At 39.4% G+C, this 25,363-nt stretch carries 22 protein-coding genes; 12 read left to right on the top strand and 10 right to left on the bottom strand.

What is annotated here, in order from left to right; all coding sequences use genetic code 11:
- Positions 1-164 precede the first annotated feature (164 nt).
- Positions 165-644 carry an acyl-CoA thioesterase gene (locus Q0791_RS07910; RefSeq protein WP_299004531.1) on the top strand — a complete coding sequence of 160 codons (480 nt, stop codon included), beginning with the start codon at positions 165-167 and terminating at the stop codon, positions 642-644.
- Between the two features lie 68 nt (positions 645-712).
- Here Q0791_RS07910 and cdd read toward each other — a convergent pair whose 3' ends face one another.
- Together cdd and sbcB are read right to left on the bottom strand one after the other, a co-directional pair.
- On the bottom strand, positions 713-1,603 hold the full coding sequence (gene cdd, locus Q0791_RS07915) for a cytidine deaminase (protein WP_299004534.1): 891 nt from the start codon (positions 1,601-1,603) through the stop codon (positions 713-715).
- Positions 1,604-1,696: 93 nt separating this feature from the next.
- On the bottom strand, positions 1,697-3,109 hold the full coding sequence (sbcB, locus tag Q0791_RS07920; protein ID WP_299004659.1) for an exodeoxyribonuclease I: 1,413 nt from the start codon (positions 3,107-3,109) through the stop codon (positions 1,697-1,699).
- 145 nt (positions 3,110-3,254) lie between these two features.
- Here sbcB and rlmA point away from each other — a divergent pair, with 145 nt between their 5' ends.
- Both rlmA and Q0791_RS07930 read left to right on the top strand, forming a co-directional pair.
- Positions 3,255-4,079, top strand: coding sequence for a 23S rRNA (guanine(745)-N(1))-methyltransferase (gene rlmA / locus Q0791_RS07925; RefSeq protein ID WP_299004539.1), 825 nt, complete (start codon positions 3,255-3,257; stop codon positions 4,077-4,079).
- A 396-nt stretch (positions 4,080-4,475) separates the two neighbouring features.
- Entirely contained in the window at positions 4,476-4,682 is a 207-nt protein-coding gene (locus Q0791_RS07930; RefSeq protein ID WP_299004662.1) for a cold-shock protein, read from the top strand.
- Between the two features lie 439 nt (positions 4,683-5,121).
- Here the strand turns inward: Q0791_RS07930 and Q0791_RS07935 are convergent, their stop codons facing one another.
- Complete coding sequence (locus tag Q0791_RS07935) at positions 5,122-5,760, bottom strand: DUF2057 domain-containing protein (RefSeq protein WP_299004541.1); 639 nt, start codon at positions 5,758-5,760, stop codon at positions 5,122-5,124.
- A 702-nt stretch (positions 5,761-6,462) separates the two neighbouring features.
- Between Q0791_RS07935 and corA the strand changes: the two genes are divergently transcribed.
- Positions 6,463-7,410: a magnesium/cobalt transporter CorA gene (gene corA / locus Q0791_RS07940; protein ID WP_299004544.1), complete on the top strand. Its 948-nt coding sequence runs from the start codon at positions 6,463-6,465 to the stop codon at positions 7,408-7,410.
- Between the two features lie 12 nt (positions 7,411-7,422).
- Here corA and Q0791_RS07945 read toward each other — a convergent pair whose 3' ends face one another.
- Complete coding sequence (locus Q0791_RS07945) at positions 7,423-7,728, bottom strand: DUF3135 domain-containing protein (protein WP_299004549.1); 306 nt, start codon at positions 7,726-7,728, stop codon at positions 7,423-7,425.
- A 181-nt stretch (positions 7,729-7,909) separates the two neighbouring features.
- Between Q0791_RS07945 and Q0791_RS07950 the strand changes: the two genes are divergently transcribed.
- Positions 7,910-8,605 carry a 2OG-Fe(II) oxygenase gene (locus tag Q0791_RS07950; RefSeq protein WP_299004552.1) on the top strand — a complete coding sequence of 232 codons (696 nt, stop codon included), beginning with the start codon at positions 7,910-7,912 and terminating at the stop codon, positions 8,603-8,605.
- A gap of 115 nt (positions 8,606-8,720) precedes the next feature.
- Here the strand turns inward: Q0791_RS07950 and Q0791_RS07955 are convergent, their stop codons facing one another.
- Positions 8,721-10,070 (bottom strand): sensor histidine kinase, encoded by a 1,350-nt coding sequence (locus Q0791_RS07955; protein WP_299004554.1) that lies wholly within the window; start codon positions 10,068-10,070, stop codon positions 8,721-8,723.
- Entirely contained in the window at positions 10,061-10,735 is a 675-nt protein-coding gene (locus tag Q0791_RS07960) for a response regulator (protein WP_299004556.1), read from the bottom strand. Before Q0791_RS07960 ends, Q0791_RS07955 begins: the two co-directional genes overlap by 10 nt.
- A 391-nt stretch (positions 10,736-11,126) precedes the next feature.
- Between Q0791_RS07960 and Q0791_RS07965 the strand changes: the two genes are divergently transcribed.
- Complete coding sequence (locus Q0791_RS07965; RefSeq protein ID WP_299004558.1) at positions 11,127-11,972, top strand: putative selenate ABC transporter substrate-binding protein; 846 nt, start codon at positions 11,127-11,129, stop codon at positions 11,970-11,972.
- 153 nt (positions 11,973-12,125) lie between these two features.
- Here the strand turns inward: Q0791_RS07965 and Q0791_RS07970 are convergent, their stop codons facing one another.
- The gene (locus Q0791_RS07970) at positions 12,126-12,788 is read right to left on the bottom strand and encodes a glutathione S-transferase (protein WP_299004560.1); all 663 of its coding nucleotides are present in this window, start codon (positions 12,786-12,788) and stop codon (positions 12,126-12,128) included.
- A gap of 163 nt (positions 12,789-12,951) precedes the next feature.
- Between Q0791_RS07970 and Q0791_RS07975 the strand changes: the two genes are divergently transcribed.
- From Q0791_RS07975 to Q0791_RS07985, 3 genes are all read left to right on the top strand, one after another.
- Positions 12,952-13,962, top strand: coding sequence for a rhodanese-related sulfurtransferase (locus Q0791_RS07975; RefSeq protein ID WP_299004664.1), 1,011 nt, complete (start codon positions 12,952-12,954; stop codon positions 13,960-13,962).
- 450 nt (positions 13,963-14,412) lie between these two features.
- Positions 14,413-16,482 carry a neutral/alkaline ceramidase gene (locus Q0791_RS07980; RefSeq protein ID WP_299004562.1) on the top strand — a complete coding sequence of 690 codons (2,070 nt, stop codon included), beginning with the start codon at positions 14,413-14,415 and terminating at the stop codon, positions 16,480-16,482.
- Between the two features lie 164 nt (positions 16,483-16,646).
- Complete coding sequence (locus Q0791_RS07985; RefSeq protein ID WP_299004564.1) at positions 16,647-18,104, top strand: S53 family peptidase; 1,458 nt, start codon at positions 16,647-16,649, stop codon at positions 18,102-18,104.
- A gap of 347 nt (positions 18,105-18,451) precedes the next feature.
- Here the strand turns inward: Q0791_RS07985 and Q0791_RS07990 are convergent, their stop codons facing one another.
- The gene (locus Q0791_RS07990) at positions 18,452-19,228 is read right to left on the bottom strand and encodes a helix-turn-helix transcriptional regulator (protein ID WP_299004566.1); all 777 of its coding nucleotides are present in this window, start codon (positions 19,226-19,228) and stop codon (positions 18,452-18,454) included.
- Positions 19,229-19,364: 136 nt separating this feature from the next.
- On the opposite strand from Q0791_RS07990, the gene Q0791_RS07995 reads away from it, so the two are divergent.
- The gene (locus Q0791_RS07995) at positions 19,365-20,270 is read left to right on the top strand and encodes a DMT family transporter (protein ID WP_299004568.1); all 906 of its coding nucleotides are present in this window, start codon (positions 19,365-19,367) and stop codon (positions 20,268-20,270) included.
- 644 nt (positions 20,271-20,914) lie between these two features.
- On the opposite strand, the gene Q0791_RS08000 is transcribed toward Q0791_RS07995, so the two are convergent.
- Together Q0791_RS08000 and bioA are read right to left on the bottom strand one after the other, a co-directional pair.
- The gene (locus Q0791_RS08000; protein WP_299004569.1) at positions 20,915-21,040 is read right to left on the bottom strand and encodes a hypothetical protein; all 126 of its coding nucleotides are present in this window, start codon (positions 21,038-21,040) and stop codon (positions 20,915-20,917) included.
- A gap of 508 nt (positions 21,041-21,548) precedes the next feature.
- A complete protein-coding gene (gene bioA / locus Q0791_RS08005; protein WP_299004570.1) occupies positions 21,549-22,889 on the bottom strand; it encodes an adenosylmethionine--8-amino-7-oxononanoate transaminase in 1,341 nt (446 codons plus the stop codon).
- Positions 22,890-23,011: 122 nt separating this feature from the next.
- On the opposite strand from bioA, the gene bioB reads away from it, so the two are divergent.
- Positions 23,012-24,064, top strand: a complete 1,053-nt coding sequence (gene bioB / locus Q0791_RS08010; RefSeq protein ID WP_299004572.1) for a biotin synthase BioB — start codon at positions 23,012-23,014, stop codon at positions 24,062-24,064.
- 40 nt (positions 24,065-24,104) lie between these two features.
- On the top strand, positions 24,105-25,355 hold the full coding sequence (locus Q0791_RS08015) for an 8-amino-7-oxononanoate synthase (protein WP_299004574.1): 1,251 nt from the start codon (positions 24,105-24,107) through the stop codon (positions 25,353-25,355).
- The last annotated feature ends 8 nt before the right edge of the window (positions 25,356-25,363 follow it).

Raw genomic sequence — 25,363 nt, forward strand, 5'->3', positions numbered from 1 at the left:
CCCGAGCAGTCAAACGAAGACCACAGCGATATGCTAGAAATAAAAAATGCCAATAAGCTTAACTTACTGGCATTAGCTCAGTGAAGCGCTTTTTTTGTTTATAAGATTTTAAATGATTTTTAACATACACTTTATATGTATTGTATTTGGTGTTGAGGGGAATTATGTCTGGTAAAGAAAATACGATAACATTGCGTTTTTTAGCTGAGCCAGCTGATGTCAATTTTGGTGGCAAAGTGCATGGTGGTGCGGTCATGAAATGGATTGACCTTGCGGGTTATGCCTGTGCGGCTGGGTGGAGTGGAAAATATTGTATTACAGCCTATGCAGGTGGGATCCGTTTTGTTAAGCCTATTTATGTGGGAAACATTGTTGAGGTGAGTGCAAGAGTGATTTACACCGGACGAACATCAATGCATTTGAGTATTGAGGTTAAGGCGGGTGATCCTAAAGGCGCTGAACGTCATGAAACGACCAATTGTATTTTGATTATGGTGGCCGTTGATGATGCTGGTTCTCCCACGCCGGTTCCAGTATGGGAACCAAAAACTCAAAAAGAAATTCAAGATAGAGAGTCTGCGCTGAAGTTGATGGAATTAAGAAAACAGTTAACTGATCACATGGCGTCTCATTCTGCTTTATAACAGCATAACAACGTGAGTTCATATGATAAAAAGTCATTATATTGATACAATGACTTTTTGAATGTCTTTTATGCAGGTGTTGCCAATATATGCTCTAATTCCACCTGACTGACTGCATTGAGTGCATCGGTTGTTGCACCAATGAGTGAGACTTTACCTTTTGATGATTCTACCAATACGGCTCGTGTAATATCGGCAAAATCTTGACCATGACGCACCATTGCTGATAAGGCCATTTGCATTGGTAACATCGATGGATTAAAGGCGGCATTCTCAGCATACCGACTAGTGTATTGTTTCCCATCGATGGTTTCTAATATTACGGCGGCGTGATTATGTGTATAAGGGGCATAACTTTTATTGGTATGTGCAAGGGCGGATTGCACGGCAGGATCATCTGTGTCGAGTGAGTGAGGAGTGTGCTGATCAGATAATAGAGGCCGCTTAATATTCAAATCATTAGGGCCAAAAGCATAAGGCAAATAATGGGTTAATGACTGTGGATTTTGCTTAGGAAGGTGAATGGTGATATCTTGACCTTTGACTAGCTCATTCATAAATTGTCGGCAATGGCCACAAGGAGAAGCATTGACTATGATATCGGTAATGTACTTTTCACCTTTGAGCCAAGCATGACTAATCGCACTTTGTTCGGCATGGACTGAGTGAAACAAAGCCTTGCCTTGTAGTTCGATATTCGCCCCCATATAAATGTCACCGCTGGCACCTTTCGCAATAGCGCCGACATAAAATCCACTAATGGTAGGCTTTGATAACGCTGCAGCGATGGGAAGCAGTTGAAGCAGTAATTCCTCTTCGTTTAGCTGCGTGACATCGATAAGTTGCTGCAATTGTTGAGCTGTGATATACCCTGAAAAATCGTCTGTTAACAAGGGTATTAAAGCTTGAGCCAATGGATCTGTTAATGTGTTAATGGGTTCAAGAAATCTATCCTGCATGAACCACTCCTACTGCTATTATTTTTATTGGCAGCCAATAGTAACATAGAAAAAAATAAAGTGTGCAGTGGTTCAGTGCAGATTAATCAAGTTTCATAGAGATTGAAGGTAACGACACAATGCTGAAAGTAGCTTTTGCTTATTTTCGTCACTGGTGGTTTCTTCGATTAAATTTTCTAAATTAATCATGTAAGCAGGATCATTGAGTCTGTCTTGGCAAAAGGTACGCCATTTATCTTGCTCACTTTGATTGAGTGTTTCTGGATAGTTACGGCCGCGGTATCGAAATAACATTTCTTCGAGCCTTTCATCGTCAAAATTCAATGTTAATGCGGCGAGGTTACTCGGTTGTGTATGCCTAATCATTTCCATTTTATCTTTGTCTGCTTTACTGAAAAAGCCACCACTATAAAGTTGTAGATCCGGATCTGTGATGTTTTTGTCATGGGGTAAATCAAATAAAGCGATGAGTTTTTCTCTGATCTCTGGGTGTTGTTTAAGGCGCTTATATTGCTCTCTGGCAAAGGACTTGTCTATGTCTAAGCGCTGTGCATTGTCATCGGTGAGGGTTTTTGCTGGGGCAACAAATGGACATTTATTAATGTGTAATTGTTTCACGCCAATGGGTAATTCATTCTCCGCAAGTTCACTATGCTTGGTATACATACGCTTTTGAATGGCTTCAACGGACAAGTCAATGAGGGGGGTAATATCCATATTAAGATTGATACATATCACCGCGTTTTTATTCGTGCTGTGGTAGGCAACGGGAGCGATAATCGCGGTACAGCCGTTGAGTGCACTGATCTTTGAACTCACATGTATCAAAGGTTTCATTTCCAGTACATCAATATGCTGACTAACTGCTTGTTTGCGTCTTAAACTAAAATAGTAATCAAAGAGTTTAGGTTGAACTTTTTTGATTAACTTAGCAATGGCAATTGTGGCATACACATCCGACATGGCATCATGGGCTTTCTCATGATTTAATTGGTTGGCCTTTGTGAGATCTTCGAGTTTAAAGCTTGGAGAGCCATCTTCTTTTTCAGGCCAAGCAATTCCCTCTGGTCTAAAGGCATAGCATGCTCTGACTAAGTCAATCAGATCCCAACGACTATTACCGTTTTGCCACTCTCTTGCGTAGGGATCAAAAAAGTTGCGATATAAACCATAACGGGTGACTTCGTCATCAAATCGTAAAGAGTTATATCCTACGACACAGGTTTGTGGTTGACAAAATATTTGATTAATTCGAGCCATAAATTCAGCTTCAGGAACGCCTTTTAGGTTTGCTAGTTGAGGCGTGATCCCTGTGATCAAGATGGCTTCCGGTGAAGGAAGGTAATCTTTTGCTTGCTGACAATAAAGGTTAATCGGCTCATCAATAATATTGAAATCCATGTCTGTGCGGATCCCAGCAAATTGTGAGGGGCGATCTTTGGCTGGATTGGCACCAAAGGTTTCATAGTCGTGCCAGAAAAAAGTAGGCTGAATGGCTGATGGCATGTATAGCGTCGCTGCAGTAAATAAGTTGATGAATGTAATGATAACATTAATCCTTACATTCATGCTGTATTCTCTCGTTTCTTAGGTATAAAATGCAACGCAATCTTGCTTTATAGCGAGAGATTATCATTGGATAGGAATCATCATGAAATACCGTTGTCCCTTATGCTGTCATGCATTAGTACTAGAAGATAAAAGCTGGCGCTGTCAAAATAATCATGTATTTGACTGCGCTAAAGAAGGCTATGTGAATTTATTGCCAGTACAAAAAAAGAATTCAAAGGATCCTGGGGATAATAAGCCCATGATTGTTGCTCGCAGAGAATTTTTAAATAAAGGGTACTATCAAGCGTTAAGTGATCGAGTCAATGCGTTGGCCGTTCAATTTTCACCGAATATGACATCGGTTTTAGACATTGGATGTGGGGAAGGTTATTACAGTCATCGTTTATTGAAAGCGATATCAGATGTTCAAGAAACAGAAGCCCCTTTGTCATTTAATGGGGTCGATATTTCAAAATCAGCGTTGAAGTTTGCATCAAAACGTTATTCTGATATAGATTTTAGTGTTGCAAGTGCGTTTGAAATGCCTTTTTTTGATAACAGTTTTGATTTTATGTTAAGGATTTATGCGCCTTCTCTTGATGAGGAATTGAAGCGGGTAATGAAGCAAGAGGGAGTGTTATTGACTGTATCAGCCGGTCCTCAACATCATTTTGAGCTAAAGGAGCTCATTTACGATGAACCTGAGTTACATACCGATGAGCAAAGTGTGATTGAAGGCTTTGATTTACTCCATAATGAGAGACTTAGGTGGGTATTAAAAATGGATAATGAAGTCGATATTACTCATTTTTTGAATATGACACCTTATGCTTGGAAATTAACGGATGAACAAAAGTATGATTTAGCTCATCGAGGTTTAAGCTGCCAGCTTGATTTTAAAATTGAGTTATTTAAAGCCGTTTAGCCAGCGAAATGTAGATTGTTTTGATGGAAGTACAAAAGATTATTTTTTATATCAAAAACTGAATATTTTATTTTGACTGTTTAACTGTGATAAGGTTCGTTTAATTTATTGTTAACATTGGTTTTTTTAGTGAAAAACTCGGTTTTAACCTTTAATTCTATTTTAAATGTGCTGAAATTAAGAGCAACTGACCGAAATGTAAGTGAAAATATCTGTTCATATGTTTTTATTGTTTGTTGACTTATCCTGTGAATAGGTTATAGTTATTTCAGCTTGAAAGTTGGGCTTATTTATGTGTGTTTCAATACGACCTGTTCGTCCTGTCAACATTAAGTAAACCGGCATTTTCCAGCGTTACCGCCGTTAAGGCTTTAATTTATACATACAGGATTTAATATCATGCAAACTACTGGTGTCGTTAAGTGGTTCAACTCTGATAAAGGTTTCGGATTCATCGAGCAAGAATCAGGCCCAGATGTATTTGTACACTTCCGTGCAATCAACTCAGACGGTTTCAAAACTCTTGACGAAGGTCAAAAAGTTTCTTTCACCGTTACTCAAGGCCAAAAAGGCCCTCAAGCTGAAAACGTTACTGTCATTTAAGTTTGAAAATCTACTTGGTTAATTCAAACTTAACTAAGTAAACAAAAAATTCATAAGGGCTGTGTTTAACACGGCTCTTTTTTCTTTTCTATTTTTATCTTTTCTTTTTCTCCTTCGAAGCATTGACTCAATTTATCCCTTTTTGTGTTTTTTTAGACTTGTCGTCGATGTTAGTAATAAGTGTCTAATATAGCGTTGTAGCAAGATGCAGCTTTATCGTTAGAGCATTCCATTTGTTTTAGTGTGCAAGATTGCTAATTTACTTAGTTTATTACATTATTGGATATTGAAAGAAATCATTATATCTGTATGAGAAAGCAAGCTGGCTGTGTATGGTAATGAAAGAGTGATATTAGAAGATCCCCAATCTATCAGAATGTGGTGATTAGATTGGGGATCCATTTCGAGCGTCATACTTTTTGATAATGATTAAGGCAATTTAATTGTTTTCAATTCGCTTTTTGAAACTCTCTTTTGTAGCTTCATCGGCTTGACTATACCAAAAATCAAGCATTTGCCCCACGTTAACTTGATTATTCACAGGCGAAGCGTCATTGGATGATGTTGATGGCGTTTGTGCCGGGATAGAAGCTGTATCGATATTGAGTGAACTCAATGCAGCAGCTTGGTTAGTTTTATTGTAGGCGGCGATTTCAGCCTCATAATCTCGACCAAATTGTAATCCTTTTTTCATCAGTTTATCTTGTTTAAAAGGCACCGCTTTACCTTTCTTATCTGTGAGTGTGAGTGTCGGTTTGTGGTTAAACTTTTGGGCCGCATTCATGGTACGTAAATTGGGAAGGCTTAAAGAATATGATGTGTTGAAACCTTTAAATGTCATAATGATGACATCTGAGTCAAATGAGCTTTCTTGATCTTGTTGATAAAAATTACCTTGGTAACGAAAAGCAATTTGGTTAATGCCGTTTGGCAGCTTTATTTTTTCATTTCCAGAGGCATCCTTTCCGTTGACTAAAACGAGTTCGGCATTATAAGGCATCTTAAGAGTGATATCAGCTAAAGCGGGAAAACCAACACTGAGGGTTATAAGGGCAGCAAGCAAAGGCATTTTTTTCATAATATATCCAGTGAATGATTAGGGCCTGTTTATCTTTGGTGGTTAAATTATGTCCGAGATAAACGTGTTTTAATCGCGACGGGAGGAATGACGCCTAGTGAACTACGCAAATTTCTCCCAACAAAGAGTAAAACACGTTTAGCCGGATCCTACGGACAGCGTTTGTGGCTCCTTTCTACGGCGTTATCGTTTGTTTATGTAGAATAACTACACCACACAAGCTCTACCTTGTATAAAGAACCCACAAACTGCTGCAGAAATCATCACTAAAGATAAACAGGCCCTAAAAAGTTTAATTAAAATTAATTTTTTAGCATAACATTGGCCATTTCATCTGAATACGGAAAAATGTCTACTTTTCACCTTTTTAATCCTGTAATGCTTGTTGAAAGCCTTAATGCATGCTTTTTGTTTTTTTAGTGTAACTTTTGGTGTTTTATTGTTTATTTTGTTGTGGTTGTTGTTTTCTGTGGTTGCAAAAAAAATGCGAAATAGAGGGGGGTTAATAAATTTGAGTGCTTGTGATTTGTTGCTTTTATTTGTTTGCGGATAAACAAGGGCTTTGATGTCATGATTCAACTACAATAGACATAATATTTGTTCATTTGGAAAGATTAGCTCTATGCAAGGCTTGCTAATAGGGTAAAATGATAGAAGTTTTTGAGTATTTGCATTTTTATAAAAAGTGGTCTTGGGGGAAATATGATAACAGCCTATGTCTATGAAGATCGTCATTTAACGATCAGTGAATTAAACATACTGGATACTATTCCTCCTGGTACCATTTGGTTAGATCTGTACAAACCCGATGACGAAGAGCGTATTTGGCTTAGCGGTTTTTCTGTAGAAGAAGTGCCAGATGAAGAGGATATTAATGAAATTGAAGCCTCCGCTCGTTTTTATCAAAATAAAGATGGCTTACATATCAATTCATTATTTCCACAGCGTGCTGGACAGGATGTCAGAGGCGTTAACGTGTCCTTTAATTTGAGAGATAATTTTCTCTTGACGATACGAGAAGAAGAAGTTGGCTTAATTCGCTTATTACGAAACTATTTACGCTTAGGCCGAATAGAAGTGGCGACGCCTCAAGGGCTTTTTTTGGAGTTATTTAATTTAAAAGTCGATTACCTTTCTGATTTAATAGAAGATGTTTATACTGTATTAGAGAATGTGAGTGAAGAGGTCTTTAAAAATGAAGAATTGGATGATGTGTTTAAACTCATTACTCGCCAAGAAGATTCAAATGGAAAGATACGGTTAAGTTTATTGGATACTCAGCGTTCATTGCGCTATATGCAAAGGTACTATCGTGGTCAGTTATCAGATCATGAGCTAAAAGACTTACGGGAAATGCTATCAGATATCGAGTCTTTAATGCCTCATAGTCAGTTTATTTTCGATAAATTAAATTTTTTATTGGATGCTGCTATGGGCTTTAGTGGATTACAGCAAAATAGGATCATTAAGATTTTTTCCGTTGCAGCAGTGATTTTTCTACCTCCAACGGTTATTGCCAGTGGTTACGGAATGAATTTTGATAATATGCCAGAGCTACATTGGTCTTTTGGATATCCTATGGCAGTCATGATGATGGTTGGTAGTGCAGCTGGAACTTATTTCTTTTTTAAGCGTAAAGGCTGGCTATAAAAATTACAGATTTTATATCGATTTTAATTTCATTACGCAAGCCGGTAAGTTGTTTGTGCCAGCTTGCTCGATGACTGCCGACAAATAGTTGAGCTTTTCTGTTAGAATAGTCATAGCCAGATAGCTTCTGTCACGGCTATTGTGGCAGCGATTGAGTCTTAGCATTAAATTATGTTGAATACACATGAGTCGGTGTTGGTGGTATTGAGGTGCTGTTGCTATGGTTTTTTGAGTGACTTGCTCTTGCAATTGATTTAACGCTTCTGGATCGTGCTTGGCTAACCATTTTAATTCATCAAAAGGGGGTAAAGGCTCCATTTTATCTCCTCATTCGTTTATGATTAACCTAAGTCTACCTTAATCTACCTTAATCTACCTTAATCTACCTTAGTCTAGTTTTATATTTTTATCGAGTTAGCTTAAGTATTTATACATTTACTTTATAAACACATAGCTTTTACAATGAAACAATTTCAATTGTTTTGAGTGTAGGGCGTTTATGGATTTTATTGAAGTATATGAAAATGCGATTCCGAAGAGCTTGTGTGATGAGTTAATCGCCACTTTGGAGCAACATGAAGGGACGGTTCAAGGTCGAACAGGCCATGGTGTCGATTTGAATAAGAAAGACAGTTTAGATTTAACCTTAGACAGTTTTTCAGATTTAAGTGAGTTGAGAAATACATTATTAACCTATGCATTGAAACCTATTACACAATATTTTGACCAATATTCTATGGCTTTGATGGGAGCTGTCGCAGTGAATGTTGCGGATGATCAAGGTGGCTCTGTGACGTTAACGCCAGATAATTATCATCAATTTGGAAGGCCAAGGGCACAGGCATTAGTTAAGTATTTATATAGAAGCGGCTCCATCAATATACAAAAATACGAAAAAAATAAAGGGGGGTACCCTCATTGGCATTCAGAGCAATTTCCTCAATTAAATCACAATGAAGCTCTGCACCGAGTCGTGCTTTACATGTTTTACCTAAATGATGTTGAAGACGGTGGAGAAACAGAGTTTTTCTATCAAAATAAGAAAATAACGCCAAAAAAAGGGACTATGGTTATCGCTCCAGCCAGTTTTACACATAGTCACCGTGGTATCACACCCAAAAGTAATGATAAGTACATTGCCACATCATGGGTGATGTTTAATCGTGCTGAGCAATTATATGCGCCAATAAAGTAAACTGTGATTAATGGCGTTGAATTTTATGTAGCAGGATTTAAGTGTGTCTTTGCTTTTTTAAGTCGGGCTATAGGCTTAAATGATAGATTTTAAGCCTATGCATCAATATGCGGCATTATACAGGAATGGATATTCTGAAGCAGGCACCTTCTAGTGTTGATGTTTCAATGGAGAGCTGGCCACCGTAACTGGTGATAATTTCGTGGCACACAGCCAGTCCTATTCCTTGACCTGCTTGTTGCGTATCGGCCCTAACGCCGCGCTGGATAATTTTCTGGCGAATATTTTCATCAACACCTGGGCCATCATCTTCAACGACTAATTCAAATTGTCCTGCATCATTAAAGTATGAAGAAACAGAGACGCGGCTAATACATAATTTAAATGCATTTTCCATCAGGTTTCCACAAAGTTCCATCAAATCACCTTTATCACCAGGAAAGACATGATCGCTGCTAATGCTTGCCTCGAACTGTACGCGTTTATCTTTGTACACCTTAAATAACATCTGCGAGAGTTGTTCAACAAGTGGGGCAATATGAGTTTGCTCTTGTTTTAGCCCCTTACGCCCTAACATGGCTCTTCTTAGTTGGTATTTAACTAATTGATCCATCTGACTGACCTGTTCCATGATTTTTTCACCCACATGGTTTCTATCCAATGATTTATCATCAGTGATTGCATGCACTGCGGCCAAGCGAGTTTTCAGGCTATGGGCAAGGTCGTTCATGGCATTTTGATATCTTTCTTGTTGTGCGCTGGATTGTTGTAGTAATTGGTTAAGCGCTTGAGTTACGCCCTCTAGCTCAACGGGGTAACCATCAGACAGTGATTTAGACTTACCACTATTAATGGAGTGTAATTCATTTCGTAGTCGAACTAAGGGACTCATTCCCCAGTAAGCTGCGCTAATGAGTAATACCAACGCTAGGGCCAGTACCATGGCTAATCGTAAATAGGTTCTACGGCTAAATTGGGCGTATTCTTGCTCGAGTTTTTGAGCATCTTTCATGACAAGAAGATTATAATGACCACCGGCTAAATTAAAGGTTAATAAATACACAAAGTAACCTTTTGAATCGGCTAACGTCAGGTAATAAGGGGGAGATTCATGTCGAATATTATTAAAACGTTCGCAGGTATCAAAAAGACCTCTATCAACGGCGAGGGAGGAAGTCCAGACTTGCTTAAAGTTATCATCACAACTTGCAATAATATATTTTTCAGGGGTGACGCTATTGTTTCGCCAAGCACTGGTATCAGGAATGAGGTTATGCTCTCTCAGTTCAGCCGCGACTTTCGGTATTTCTGAAATCAGTTTTGCTGTTTCTTCATTGTAATTGTTTTGCGCGTGTAAAATATTCGTTAACCAAGCCAGAGCAAAACCAACTAATGCAATGATGGACAGTGAGGTGAGAAACATCCGTGTGAGCAGACGTTTCTTAAAGAGGGAGCTTAACTGCATGGTAAGTTAAATTTATAGCCTTGCCCTCGAATGGTGGCGATAGGGTTTTCAATGCCTTCTTTGGACAGTTTTTTGCGTAAGCGGCTGACCATGACTTCAATAGTGTTAGGATCACCTTCTTTATCGGCATAAATCACATCGAGTAATCGTTGTTTTGCGACGACTTCATGACAGTGGCGCATTAAATACTCTAAAATCTGGTATTCAAACGCAGTGACTTCCATCGGGATCCCATTTAGACTGAGTTGTTTCGCCGCTAAATCCAATGCTAAAGGGCCACTGTTAATAACGGGTTTGACAAAGCCAGCACTGCGCCGAACTAATGCATCTAATCTTGCTACAAGCTCTTCTTTTTGAAAAGGTTTAACTAAATAATCATCAGCCCCTGCATTTAAACCTTCGACTTTATCTTGCCAGTTTACTCGTGCAGTAAGAATTAATATCGGTGCTTTTAATTCATTATCGCGCAATTTTTGAATTAAACTGATCCCATCTTCATCAGGTAAACCTAAATCTATGATAGCCACATCAATAGGATAATTAGTGGCTTGATAAAAGCCTTCTTTGGCTGTGGGAGCGGTTTGTACTTGGTTTCCTAGCTCACTCAATTGAACTTGTAAGTGGTGGGATAGGATGGGATCATCCTCAACAACCAAAATCCTCATAATTTTGCGTCCTCAAAGGGCTTTGATATCGACAAATATGTAAAAATGAGTATTTTACATATTTGTGATTTGATTTTTATTTATGTTCATCACTCAGTATAAACCAAGTTTTATGAGTATAAACTTAACCGTGGCTGAATTTAAATGAATCGTTAACTCCTTCATTATACCTAAGTACCTAGAAGATGCGAACCATTGATGCTGTAACAGTTAATAATGGAGAAAGGTCATTGGTGATGCTGGGAAAGTGCGTTGATGAAAGAATGACTCAGTGGAAGAAGATAGTCTCGCCTGATAGAAACGAAAGAGGAAAAATTCACTTATGACTAGGTTTATAGTAACTTTTTAGTTAAAATATAGTAAATTAAAAAGTATTTTTTTTGAGTTTTAGATGGTCTTTTTAAAAAAATTCAATATCTTGTTATTGTTTTTGATGATCCCTAAGGTTTTTGCGGCTGAACTATTTATGACTGCAATTCCTAATGATGATAAGAATATTCTTGAATATCGTTTTAACCAAGTTGCTGATTATTTAACCGGAGTTTTAGCGGTCGAGGTGATCTATACGCCAGTTAACTCTTATGTTGAGGCGGTTGATCTTTTTAAAGAAGATCAAGTGCAACTGGCATGGTTTGGAGGATTATCAGGTGTGCAAGCAAGAAGGGCTGTTCCAGGTTCTGAGGCCATAGCTCAAGGTTTGGACGATCAATTTTTTCGCAGTTATTTTATTGCGAATGCCTCTGCAGATATTTTACCTTCGAAAAGTTTTCCTAATTTAAATGGTTTTACTTTTACTTTTGGTTCACCTGACTCGACTTCGGGTCGTTTAATGCCTCAGTTTTTTATTGAACGTAATCTAGGTAAAGCTCCTCATGATGTTTTTCGTCGAGTGGGTTTTACGAAAAATCATTTAGAAACCATTGAAAAAGTCCAATCGGGTCTTTATCAAGTGGGTGCAGTGGATTATAAAGTGTGGGAGCGAGCCGTTTCAAACGGTATCGTGGATTTTGAAAAAGTATCGGTGATATGGGAAAGTCCCTCTTTTCCTGATACACAGTGGACTGTAAGAGCTGATGTTGATCAGCAGTTTGGTCTAGGGTTTAAGCAAAAACTTCAGCAGGCATTATTAAACATGCGTAGTTCTGAGTCAGAATCAAGATTATTATATGTGCCAGTCGAGGATCATGATTATCAACCTATTGAAGATGTGGCTCGTGCGATAGGCCTTATTGACTAAGGGAGCACAAAGATCGGCCTCGACGTGTTGCTCCCAAAAACGCTGGTAGTGCTAATTCATTAGTGCATCAGCTTATGTCCTGAATGTATATCTTCGCCCTGAATATATATCTTCGATAAAGACTATGAATAGCAATGCAAAGTTGACCCATTTTTATTTTGTGGTTTCTAATTGTCCGAAGGTAACCATTTGTTGTGACTCAAGCCATAATGGATATTTTTTCATAATACTAAGAAACAGTTCACTTTCTATATGATTATATAGCCATTGTCGAGTTTTAGGGTAAGGGGCTTGATTAAACCAGTCGATATCGACGTGAGCAAATTGGCGGACAAAAGGATAAATGGCATAATCAACCAATGAAGGAGTATCGCTTAATAGTTGTTTGTTCGTTTTCAGTTTATTTTCTAGCGTTAAAATAAATGCTTCTGCTTGCTTTCTATAGTGTATGGCTGAATATTCAGGGTAACGATCAGCATATTTATACTTATCTAGCCAAGATTTGAATGTCGTATCATTTTGCTTAATTAATGCCAATGTCAATTGAGTTTGTTGTTGATTGATGGGCAAGACGTGGTTGGGATCAGATTGCTCCAAAGCCCACATCATAATGTCTAAGCTTTCATCAATCACTTGATTGTTCGGTAAAATTAATACGGGGACAGTACCTTTTGGTGACGCTTTAAGCATAGACTCAGGCTTATTTTTGAGAATGATTTCTTTAAGAAGAACAGACTGGTGACTTAACAAAATACCTAAACGTGCTCGCATGGCATAGGGACAGCGTCTAAAAGAGTAAAGGATGGGGAGCGGCATAAAAAATTGTCATTGGTATAAGATAAAGAGCAGTTTACTGTGAAATAGGTCTGTTTGACATTAGATTCTTTATATTTCAATGGGCGAGACTGTTTATTTTGGTGGAATTAAGGTAGTATTTACCGCGATTTTTTTAGGGTTATTTATGTTTTACGCACTGGAAATGAAGTTCCAGCGAGCTGTTAAAGAGGTTGATATGTTTGTTGTTTGTGCCATGTATAAATTTGTTGCGTTACCGAATTTTGAAGCAATCCAAAAACCTTTATTGGGTTTGATGGAGGAGGTTGAAATTAAAGGAACCTTGTTATTAGCAAGCGAAGGGATCAATGGTACTGTTGCGGGAAGCCAAGAGGCCATAGATAAGTTACTTGCTTGGCTGGATACTCAACCCGGACTCGATAATATTGTCTATAAGTTATCCTTTGATGATGAAATGCCTTTTTACCGCACCAAAGTTAAATTGAAAAAAGAAATTGTGACTATGGGAGTGGAAGGTATTGATCCCAATAAAGTCGTGGGCACTTATGTTAAACCTAAAGATTGGAATCAATTGATTTCAGATCCTGATGTACTCTTAGTGGATACACGTAATGATTATGAAGTCCAGATTGGCACCTTCAAGCATGCGGTTGATCCAAAAACCACCACTTTTCGAGAATTCCCTGAGTATGTTCAAGAAAACCTTGATCCTGAGAAACACAAGAAAGTGGCTATGTTTTGTACTGGTGGGATCCGTTGTGAAAAATCGACAGCTTATTTAAAAGAACAAGGCTTTGATGAAGTTTATCATCTTGAAGGTGGTATTTTAAAATATCTTGAAGAAGTGAAGCCAGAAGAGAGCCTCTGGGAAGGCGAATGTTTTGTGTTTGATAATCGTGTTGCTGTTAATCATAATCTAGAAAAAGGGCAATATGATCAATGTAATGCTTGTCGAATGCCTATTACAGCCGAAGAGAAAGCATCCAGTGAATACGTTCAAGGAGTGAGTTGCCCACATTGTATTGATAAGATATCAGATAAACAGCGTCAACGTTTTATTGAACGAGAGCGTCAAATGCAATTGGCTCAGCAACGGGGTGAGGCTCATATTGGCAGTGATGTGAAGCAAGTAATTGAGCAACGTAGGCAGAAAAAAATTCAGCTTAAACAATCACAAAATGAGACAACTGATTAATATTGGTTTGAATTAAAGGCAAAACATAGATTAAACGCTCATGATCAAGTGAGCGTTTTTTTATGTCAAATTGAATCTATTCATCTTGTTCCATTTTATTCATAGTGTTTGTGCAGCGCTCTAGTGATTATACAAAAGCATATCGCTGGGATGCCAACCAACTTATTTCCCTTCACAGTAAATAGTGTCGAAAAAGAAAGGAAACTTCATAGACTATTTTATTAGCCAATACTAATGAAATGATCTGAATATTCCACTTCAACATAAAATAGATTTAGCGCTGTAAATTAATAAATTAGTCTAGAACTCTCCTGCCATTATTCCAATATTTGTTTTTTATGATATTTCGATTTTGCTTTATGTTTCTATCATGAGTTGAATGTGAATGAATCGATTATTCAAAGTATCAGATTAAACTTTCAAATAATGAAAATCAAAAGGACACACAAAGTGACATATCGACAAATTGGAGCGTTAGTCTGTTTCTATTCTTTTATTGTTTTTTTTCAACCATTGAGCTGGAGTTATGACAGTAATTATGTCATTGGTCGTGGCATCCATGATATTACTGGGCCCGCTGCAGAGGTGGGGTTAATGGGCTATGCCAATATCGAACAGAAAAGCAGTGGCATTCATACTCGGCAATGGGCTCGAGCTTTTATTATTGTCGATGAAATAAGTGAGCAACGTGTTGTGTTTGTGAACGTGGATGCTGGAGCGGTATTTCAGGCTGTGACACAAGGTGTGATGGCGGCATTAGAAACAAAGTTTGGTGGTCTTTATACCAATGAGAATGTGATCTTGAGTGCCACCCATACCCATTCAGCAGTAGGTGGGCAGTCACATTACACACTTTATGATATTACGATTTTAGGCTTTATTGAACAGGCGTATTTAGCACAGGTGGAAGGCATTGTTGCAGCGATAGAAAAAGCCCATAATGACCTGAAACCAGGTTATATTCTCATCAATAAAGGGAATTTATACAACGCCAGTTATAATCGTTCATTAGACGCTTATCAAAATAATCCCTTTTTGGAACGCTTGAACTATGCAAGCGTCATTCAACCCGAAATGACGGTGTTGAAATTGATACATCAGGAGGAGGAACTTGAACCGCACGAAATTGGCATGATTAATTGGTTTGCGACTCATCCCAATGCAATGGGTAGAGAGCTAACTGTACTCAGTTCAGATAACAAAGGCTATGCAGCCTATTTGTTTGAGAAAAAATTAAAAAACAGCGATTATCAAAGCCATGAGAGTTTTGTCGCCGCTTTTGCTATTAGTAACGCCGGTGATATGTCACCTAATTTGCATTCAGATGAGCAAGGGAGAGGACCCACCACAGATAGATTGGAAAATGTAAAGATAATGGGTGAGCGCCAATACCAAAGAGCATTGACCTTATATGAGAATGCAACAGAGCAATTAGTCGGTTCTATTGAATATCAGCAACAATTTGTTGATCTCTCTAATACAAGAGTATCGGCAGATTTTACGGGAATAGACGTGAAACAAACCTGTATTGCAGCATTAGGTGAGTCTTTTGCAGCAGGGACGGAAGATGGTCGTGGCCCGAGTTTTTTTGAAGAAGGGAGCACCGAGGCTAGCCCTTTCTTTCAGTTTGTCAGTGGTATGATTGTTGAGCCTACTGAAGAAGATATTGCTTGTCACGAGAATAAAGCCTTATTACTGGCCGTGGGTAAAACAACCCCTTACCCTTGGTCTCCAGAAGTACTCCCTTTGTCATTGCAAAAAATAGGGCAATTGGCCATTATGGCTGTGCCTGCTGAGTTTACGGTTATGGCCGGTAGACGTTTGATGAGAACAGTAGAAAATGTATTGGGTGAGCAGTTGCGATACACTGTCATCGCGGGGCTTGCCAATGCATATAGTGGTTACGTATCAACAAAGGAAGAATATGATCTGCAGCATTATGAGGGGGGCTCTACTCACTTTGGTCCTTGGACGTTAGCGGCATATCAACAGTCTTTTTATCAATTAGCCGAACGTATGTTACCGCTTGGTGGATCACCGAAGAAGGTTCTAATGCCGATCCCCTTTCCTGAAATAGAGCCTATACCGAGAGATTTAACCGGAGAAACCATTAATTTTCAGACGGGAGTGGTTCACGACCAAGCCCCTCTTTTTAAAAACATCGGTGATACTGTGGATGATGTACAAGATATGTATCAAAAAGGTGAACAAGTAATCGCACGTTTTTGGTCTGGGCATCCAAAGAATAATTTACGTACTCAAAGTACCTTCATGGAAGTGCAATTTTGGGCGCGAGATCATTGGCAAGTGATTGCAACGGATAATGATTGGAATACCTTCTATGAATGGCGGCGTATTGATGGGTTTTGGGGCACCTCTCAGGCGACACTGACGTGGAATATTCCAAGTGATATTGCAAGTGGTTATTACCGTTTAGTGCATATGGGTGATGAAAAAAAGCCAGTGACTGGGGAAGTAAAAGCTTACAGTGGCAGTAGTCGCGTGTTTTTTGTGAATTGATCTCTTTCACTTTTCTGAGAGTATTAAGTTACCGTCAGTATTTTTAGCTCATGCTGAGTTTTGTATAAATTAATTATAAGATCAATATAATCAGTTTGTTAAGTTATTTTGTACCATGTTGTAAGATGAGTGTTACATAGTGTTATTATGAATAAGGGAAAGCAATGAAATTAAAAAGGGTTAAATTAACACGATTAATGAGTGCTAGCATCATAATGTTATTATTATCAGCTTGTTTTGGTGATAGTGATGACACAGAACAACATTCTCAGGATGACAATTCTTATGCTTATACTCCACAAGATATCCATGAAGCATATAATTTAAATGCCTTTTATGATCTTGGTTTTTATGGCAAAGGGAAAGTGATCGTTCTTATTGATGCTTATGGTAGTCAAACTGCCGAGGCAGATTTAGATGTGTTTCATGACACTTATTTTTCAGACTTTGACGAACCTGATTTTAAACAAATCTTTCCCGATAATGTGTCCCCTGATTATGATGATGATGTGGCCGATTTTTGGGCTGAAGAGACGTCTTTAGACATTCAATGGTCATATGCGATCGCGCCGAACGCAACGATTCATGTTGTTGTTGCTCAAAGTGAAGCGCCAACAGATTACTTAAGCGCTTTGGAATACATTATTGAAAATTACTCTTCAGGCACAGTAGTATCGATGAGTTTCTCTTTACCTGAAGAGGATCTAGGAGAGATAGCAATAAACGATATAGAGACTCAATTTGAGAAAGGTATTGAGAAAGGGTTGACTTTTTTTGCCAGTTCGGGTGATTTAGGCTCTACAAATCAGCAGACTGAATCGACTCAAGACAATCAACCTTCAGTGAATTACCCCGCAAGTAGTGTGTATGTTACAGCTGTGGGGGGCACTTTTTTACAATATGGCTGGACTTGGACACCAACAAGTGATGAGCCATATTTAGATTATGATTCGAGTACTGGAGAAGGAACGGTAAAAAATCCAGATTACTTTTCTTATTCGAGACATCTTTTCGTTAAACGTCGAGTTGAAGCTATGTGGAATGAAGCATGGATCCCGTCTGCGACAGGAGGGGGCGTGAGTGAATATATCCCAATGCCTGAATGGCAAAGTGATAATGCTTTTGTGAATGAAGTCATCACTAATAATGAAAATGGTCTAGCAGCCATGAGGGGGATCCCGGATTTATCTTGGAGTGCTGCTAAGTTTGGTGGGGTGTATATTTATGTTAATGGAACATGGATGGTTGTTGGGGGAACCAGTGCCTCATCACCGCAAACAGCTGGATTCATGAGCTTAGTGAATGAATATTTATCTAATCAAGGGTTAGATAATATGGGTTACCTCAATCAGTGGCTTTATCAAATGAGTGATGTCGATAATAATGACAGTGGAGAAAGTGCTTTTAATGATATTAAACCTCTTACATTTGGTACCGATATTGCTGCCGGAGAGCTGAGCAATAATGTGTTATTTGAATTTAACAGTGATGGCTCTGTTAGCCCTGGCAGCACACTGGGTTATTCAGTGGCTGATGGGTGGGATTTAACCACGGGTTTTGGCTCTCCAAATAGCATTTATTTTGCTGAGGCCTTGGCTACGCTGATGTCGGAGAGCGATTAGTTCGAACATTAATGATAATGATGAGGTTATTTTTTCGTTTTTATTTTCCGTGTGTCGAATCAAGTCAGCGGGTATTGAATGGCATTCTTTGATTTGAGGACGATGGAAAGAAACAAGGACAGTTGAAAAAATGAGTATTGTAGAGAGTGTGACAGCGGATTAGCTTATTACTGTATGAATGCAGTTCTGACCTTACCCTTTATTTGGGATCACCATTGCTGTTAAGGAAGCCTTATTATTGTCAGCCATTATTGTTTTTGTCACTTTTCTTAAGAATTTCTCTGTGCGTCGCTTATTTAATGTTATTTATACTCATCAAAAAAACGTCATTAGCGAATACAACATCACTATATTGAGAGACGTTGGCTGTATTGTTTAGGCGTACAGCCTGCATATTGTTTGAATAAAATGATAAAGGGGGTCGTTTGGCTGTAACCTAAGGTCAATGCAATATCTTTAATCGAGAGGCCTTTTTTGAGTAAATAAATGGCTTCAATAAATTTTCGTCTCTGTCGCCACTCGGTGAAGCTTAGGCCTAATTCATTCTGAAAATGTCTTGCGAGCGTGCGTTCTGTCGTGTGAATTTTTTTAGCCCATTGAGATAAAGAGGTGGGATCATGGGGCTGGTGTTCTAACGTCATTAAAATAGGAGAGAGCAGGCGATCGTCTGTGGTGGGTAAAAAGGCGGATGTACAACTGGCTTGTGAGAGTTGATCTAAGATCACTTGCACTAAACGTTTATCGGGGGCAGAGGAAGCGATTGTCATTTTTCGAAGATGGAAGTCATCCATAATGCTCAATAAAATAGGACTTAGTTCGAGTAAACAGACATAGTTAGGCATGTTCATGACATTGGGCATAATATTGATAGAGTAATATTGCATTTTTTTGCGCATATAACTTTCATGCGCAATGTTATTGGGGACCCAAATACCGTATTGAGACGGTGCGACGAATTGTTTTTCTTGAGTATAAATTTCAATAACGCCAGTGTGCACGATTTGTAATTGTCCCCATTGATGACTGTGCATGGGAGTAATGGCATCAGGAAGAAAATTTTCATAACTGAAAAAAACATCACTTAAGGGAGTGTCGCTAAATTTTGTCGGGTAGATATTGGCCATATTGGTGTCTTTTCTTCAGGAATTAAGTGGATCTGTCCGATCTGCAAGTTTAACTGTCTGCTAAGCAATATAACCTATAAATAGGACATGAGAAAATAATACCTTCAAAGTGAAGTTGATTATTATTTGAGGTGGTATGTCTTATTTTTTCCCTGTGGTAGCCGTGTTGATATGGTCAATCAATGCACTCGTTAATAAATTATCCTTTGGTGTGATCCCCGCTGAGACCATTGCCTTTTATCGTTGGTTTTTTGCCGTATTGATTTTAAGCCCATTTTTAATGAAATCAGTGTGGAAGCAAAGAGTGAATATTAAAGCGAATCTTGGCAAGCTGGCTTTCTTATCTTTGCTAGGCATGGTGCTATACCAATCACTGGCTTATTTTGCCGCGTCAACGACAACGGCGACAAACATTGGTCTTATCACATCCCTGGTTCCATTAATGAGCCTTTTACTTGCACCTATGTTACTGAATAAGGCGTTATCCAAGTGGGCTTTGTTAGGTGCCAGTCTCTCTTTAATTGGCTTATTTATTATGTTGAGTCAAGGCAATGTGCATCAATTTATACAGCAAGGTATTAATCAAGGTGACGGTTTATTGCTGATTGCTGCTTTTTCCTATGGGCTCTATAACGTCATGATAAAGCGTTGGGATATGGGGTTATCGGTTTGGGTCTCTTTGTATATGCAAGGAATATTTGCCATTATCTGGTTATTGCCCAGTCTTTTGGTGGCCCCGAGCGCCACTATTAGTTTGGCGGCATTGCCTTTAGTCACTTTTGCTGCATTAGCGGCGTCTATTATTGCCCCTTGGGCGTGGATTAAAGGGATCGGTCTTTTGGGCGCTGAGCGGACGGCTATTTTCATGAATTTATTGCCTGTGATGACGGCGACTGCTGCGAGTCAATGGCTAAATGAACAGTTAACGATTTATCATTATGTGGGGGGGGGATTGGCACTACTAGGAGTGAGTGTGTCGCAAATCACCAAAATGCCATTTTTAAAATCAAAGAAATTACCTTTGAATGCTTCATCGTTATAAATGTTCACCTTTTTATCACAGCATAATGAAGTCAATTAGCTCTGGCTAATGAATGTGCGTTCGTTGGATGTCTTCGGTATATTGGCAGCAAGGTGTTTCATTGCTGTGGTCAATTGTGTGAGTCGTGTGAGCGCTGAGGCCGTGATGTTATAGGCCGGCATGATATCAATAATATTGGAAAAGGGTCTTATCCATACCCCCTTATTCGTATCCTAAGCTCAATAAATTGTTGTTGTCATTAAACGGTATTGAGTGTTGATATTCTCTTCAAAATACAACCCCATTCTTTTATCGATGAATGGGGGTGCTATCGAAATTTAAGTATGGAATAGCTCTTAACCGTGATTAATGAATGTGCGTTCGTTGGATGTCTTCGTTATATTGGCAGCAAGGTGTTTCATTGTTGTGGTGAGTTGTGTGAGTTGTGTGAGTTGTGTGAGCTCTGAGGCCGTGATGTTATAGGCCGGCATGATATCAATAATATTGGAAAAGGGTCTTATCCATACCCCCTTATTCGTATCCTAAGCTCAATAAATTGTTGTTGTCATTAAACGGTATTGAGTGTTGATATTCTCTTCAAAATACAACCCCATTCTTTTATCGATGAATGGGGTTGCTATCGAAATTTAAGTAGGGAATAGCTCTTAACCGTGACTAATGAATGTGCGTTCGTTGGATGTCTTCGTTGTATTGGCAGCAAGGTGTTTCATTGCTGTGGTGAGTTGTGTGAGTTGTGTGAGCTCTGAGGCCGTGATGTTATAGGCCGGCATGATATCAATAATATTAGAAAAGGGTCTTATCCATACCCCCTTATTCGTATCCTAAGCTCAATAAATTGTTGTTGTTATTAAACGGTATTGAGCTTTGATGATCTCACTAGAACATAACCCAATTTCTATTCTAAAGGTCAATTTGTTGCTATTAAAAGTTGGGTAGGAAATGGATCCTTGGAAATGGTTTAATTGCCCCATCAAAGATCCATTTATCTTAACCGTGGCTAATGAATGTGCGTTCGTTGGATGTCTTCGTGATATTGGCAGCAAGGTGTTTCATTGCTGTGGTCAATTGTGTGAGCTCTGAGGCCGTGATGTTATAGGCCGGCATGATATCAATAATATTAGAAAAGGGTCTTATCCATACCCCCTTATTCGTATCCTAAGCTCAATAAATTGTTGTTGTCATTAAACGGTATTGAGTGTTGATATTCTCTTCAAAATACAACCCCATTCTTTTATCGATGAATGGGGTTGCTATTGAAATTTAAGTAGAGAATAACGCTTAACCGTGACTAATGAATGTGCGTTCGTTGGATGTCTTCGTTATATTGGCAGCAACGTGTTTCATTGCTGTGGTCAATTGTGTGAGCTCTGAGGCCGTGATGTTATAGGCCGGCATGATATAAATAATATTAGAAAAGGGTCTTATCCATACTCCTAGTTCAATAAATTGTTGTTGTAATTGAGCGGTATTGAGTGTTGATGTCATTTCTAACACGCCAACAGCACCTAATATTCTTACGTCTTTGACATTGTCATAATGAATAGCGTCACTGAGCTCTTTTTTTAGCTGAACTTCGATTGCGTTAACTTGAGCTTGCCATTGATTGGTTGCAATGAGAGAGAGGCTAGCATTGGCTGCTGCGCAAGCTAAAGGATTGCCCATGAAAGTGGGACCATGCATAAAAACGCCCGCGGGTGAATCACTGATCCCTAAGGCGACTTCATCAGAGCAAAGGGTTGCGGCTAGAGAGATGTAACCTCCTGTCAGCGCTTTTCCTAAACATAAAATGTCGGCCTCTATATTGGCATGCTCATAGGCGAATAGTTTACCTGTGCGTCCAAAGCCCGTGGCAATTTCGTCTAAAATCAGTAAAATGTTGAATTCATCACATAAGGTGCGAAGCCCTGCTAAATACTCTGCACTGTAAAAGCGCATACCGCCAGCCCCTTGCATAATGGGCTCAATGATTAATGCGGCGATGGTGTGATGCTCCTGCTTCATGATTTGCCTGATTGACAATAAATCATTGTCTAATAACGGCGCATTAAAAGGGGTTTGAGGCGCGGGAGCAAAGCGTTGTTGAGTCACTGAATTACCAAACATGGTATGCATTCCACCTTGGGGATCGCACACGCTCATTGCTGCAAATGTGTCTCCGTGATATCCATTTTTAACGGTGAGTATCTGCTGTTTTTGGCTTTGCTGTCGGCCTTGCCAGTATTGTAGTGCCATTTTTAGTGCCACTTCGACGGCAATAGAGCCCGAATCGGCTAAAAAGACTTTAGTGAGGTTATCACTGGTCATCGAAATCAGTTTTTTAGATAACTCGATGGCTGGCGAGTGGGTGATCCCACCAAACATCACATGACTCAATTGATGGAGTTGCTGTTCCATTGCTTGCAAAATATCTGGGTGACCATAACCATGAACACAAGACCACCAAGAACTCGTACCATCAATTAACACGCGTCCATCCTCTAGTGTTAATTGTCTATCTTTAGCGGCTATCACACCATAAGTGGGTAACGGTTGTGTCATAGAGGTATAAGGATGCCAGATATGCTTAGCGTCGAAGTCATAGTCCAGAGGCTGTGTAGATTGCGTGTTATGTGTGTTCATAATTTAACCGCCAGTAAACCAGTTGTAAGGATTAGCGTTGACAGCTTAAGGGCTGCGGGTATCATAGGCAAGATAAAACGGTGTAATGCCAAAAAAATGAATACTCGAGAAAGGTGAGTTCTATGTCAATGATAGATGTGCGCAATGATTGGACACGTAATGAAATAGAGGCATTATTTGCCTTGCCCATGAACGATCTGCTTTTTCAAGCTCACAGTATTCATCGTCAAACATTTGATCCTAATGAAGTGCAAATAAGTCGGTTATTATCAATAAAAACAGGTGCCTGCCCAGAAGATTGTAAATATTGTCCTCAAAGTGCACGTTATGATACAGGATTAGAAAAAGAGCGCTTATTAGCAATGGAAACCGTATTAACGGAAGCACGCAGCGCCAAAGCCGCTGGTGCTTCACGTTTTTGTATGGGAGCGGCATGGCGTAATCCTAAACCTCGCGATATGCCTTATTTAAAAACTATGGTCGAAGAAGTCAAAGCATTAGGAATGGAAACCTGCATGACACTCGGTATGTTGTCTGCCAGTCAAGCTGAGGAATTAGCGAATGCTGGATTGGATTATTATAACCATAATCTGGACACTTCTCCTGAATACTATGGTGATGTGATCACGACACGCACTTATCAAAACCGATTGGATACATTATCAAATGTACGCGCATCTGGTATGAAAGTGTGTTCCGGTGGTATTGTGGGAATGGGTGAAAAAGCCCAAGACAGGGCGGGATTAATACAGCAGTTGGCTAATTTAGAACAACACCCTGATTCTGTCCCTATTAATATGTTGGTAAAAGTATCAGGAACCCCTTTTGCCGACATTGATGACTTAGATCCCCTTGAATTTGTTCGCACTATTGCTGTTGCCCGTATTGTTATGCCTAAATCTCATGTACGGCTCTCGGCTGGGCGTGAAAATATGAGTGATGAGTTACAGTCTATGTGTTTCTTTGCGGGAGCAAATTCTATTTTTTATGGTTGTAAATTATTGACGACGCCAAATCCTGAAGAGAATGATGATATGGCCTTGTTTAAGCGTTTAGGACTTCGTCCAGAGCAAGGAGTGGCCGCAACGAAAGAGCAAGATGAAGCTATGTTTGCCAAGGCGGCTGCGAAACAAGATAAAAAGTCAGCGGCATTTTATGACGCCGCCGCGTTATAATCCCACTTTTTAGTTAATACTAATAAAGAACACGTAACTGATGATAGATAATGAACTGACTCAAAAAATATTGGCCCAGCAGGCCAAATTACAGCAAAGTGATTTGTTGAGAAAAAGGCGAACAGTTCATTTAAAAGTGAATGCAAAACTGACTCAAAAGCAGCAGCATTATACTAATTTTTCAAGTAATGATTATCTGGGGTTATCCCGTGAGCCTGCCATCGCGAATGCGCTATATCAAGGTGCGCTTGACTATGGGGTAGGGAGCACTGCATCGCCTTTAGTCACTGGATATAGCCCAGCTCATTTTCAGCTTGAACAGCGTTTATGTGAGCTCACAGGCCATGAAGCGGCTATCATATTCTGCTCGGGGTTTGCGGCGAATAATGCATTAGTCAAAACCCTCTTTGATAGCACCCATAAAGTGATAGCAGATAGGCTGGTTCATGCCTCCATTATTGATGGGTTACGTGACAGTGGCGCGCAATTTAAGCGGTTTCATCATAATGATCTTGATAGTGTTAAAGCCCATCTAGCACAATTCTCACCGTGTGCATTAGTTACGGAAAGTCTTTTTAGTATGGATGGCACGCAGGCGCCACTGGTTGAATTGTCACAGTTATGTCGTGAACATGGTGCCTGGTTAATTGTTGATGATGCACATGGGTTTGGTGTACTGGGTCGCCGTGGTTTAGGGGCGAGTCAATGGCAGGATCCTGCCATCGTTAATCAAGCTCCCCATTTTGGCTTACTCGGCCAACAAGGACTAGGATCGACTCAAGTTAAGTTTGAAACCAAGCTGCCCATTGACGCTCAAGTGATCACCTTTGGAAAGGCAATGGGTTGTCAAGGTGCCGCCATTTTAGGGAGTCAATTGTTAATCGATTTTCTCGTCGCCAATGCAAGACACTATATTTATTCAACGGCATTATCTCCTGCCAATGCCGTTGCAGCTTTAGCCTCGCTTGAATGTGTGGTTTTGGCGGATAGGAAGCGTGAGAAATTAAATGATAATATCATGTTATTTAGACGCTTATGTGAAAAGGCGGGAATTGAATTAACGAATTCTTTAACGGCGATCCAGCCCGTGATTATTGGTGACTTGCAAAGAATGTTGCAAGTGGCTGAAACCTTAAAACAGAGCGGGTTTTGGGTGGGAGCCATTAGGCCGCCGACAGTGCCAAAAGGCAGTGCAAGGTTACGCATAACCTTAAACGCGAGCCATCAAGTAAAAGACATTCAAGCTTTAGTTGAGCATTTATCATCTGCATTATCATCCGTTGAAAGCTAGCAATAGCC

Origin of the sequence: uncultured Shewanella sp., assembly GCF_947495455.1 — a bacterium.
Taxonomy (GTDB): Bacteria; Pseudomonadota; Gammaproteobacteria; order Enterobacterales; family Shewanellaceae; genus Shewanella.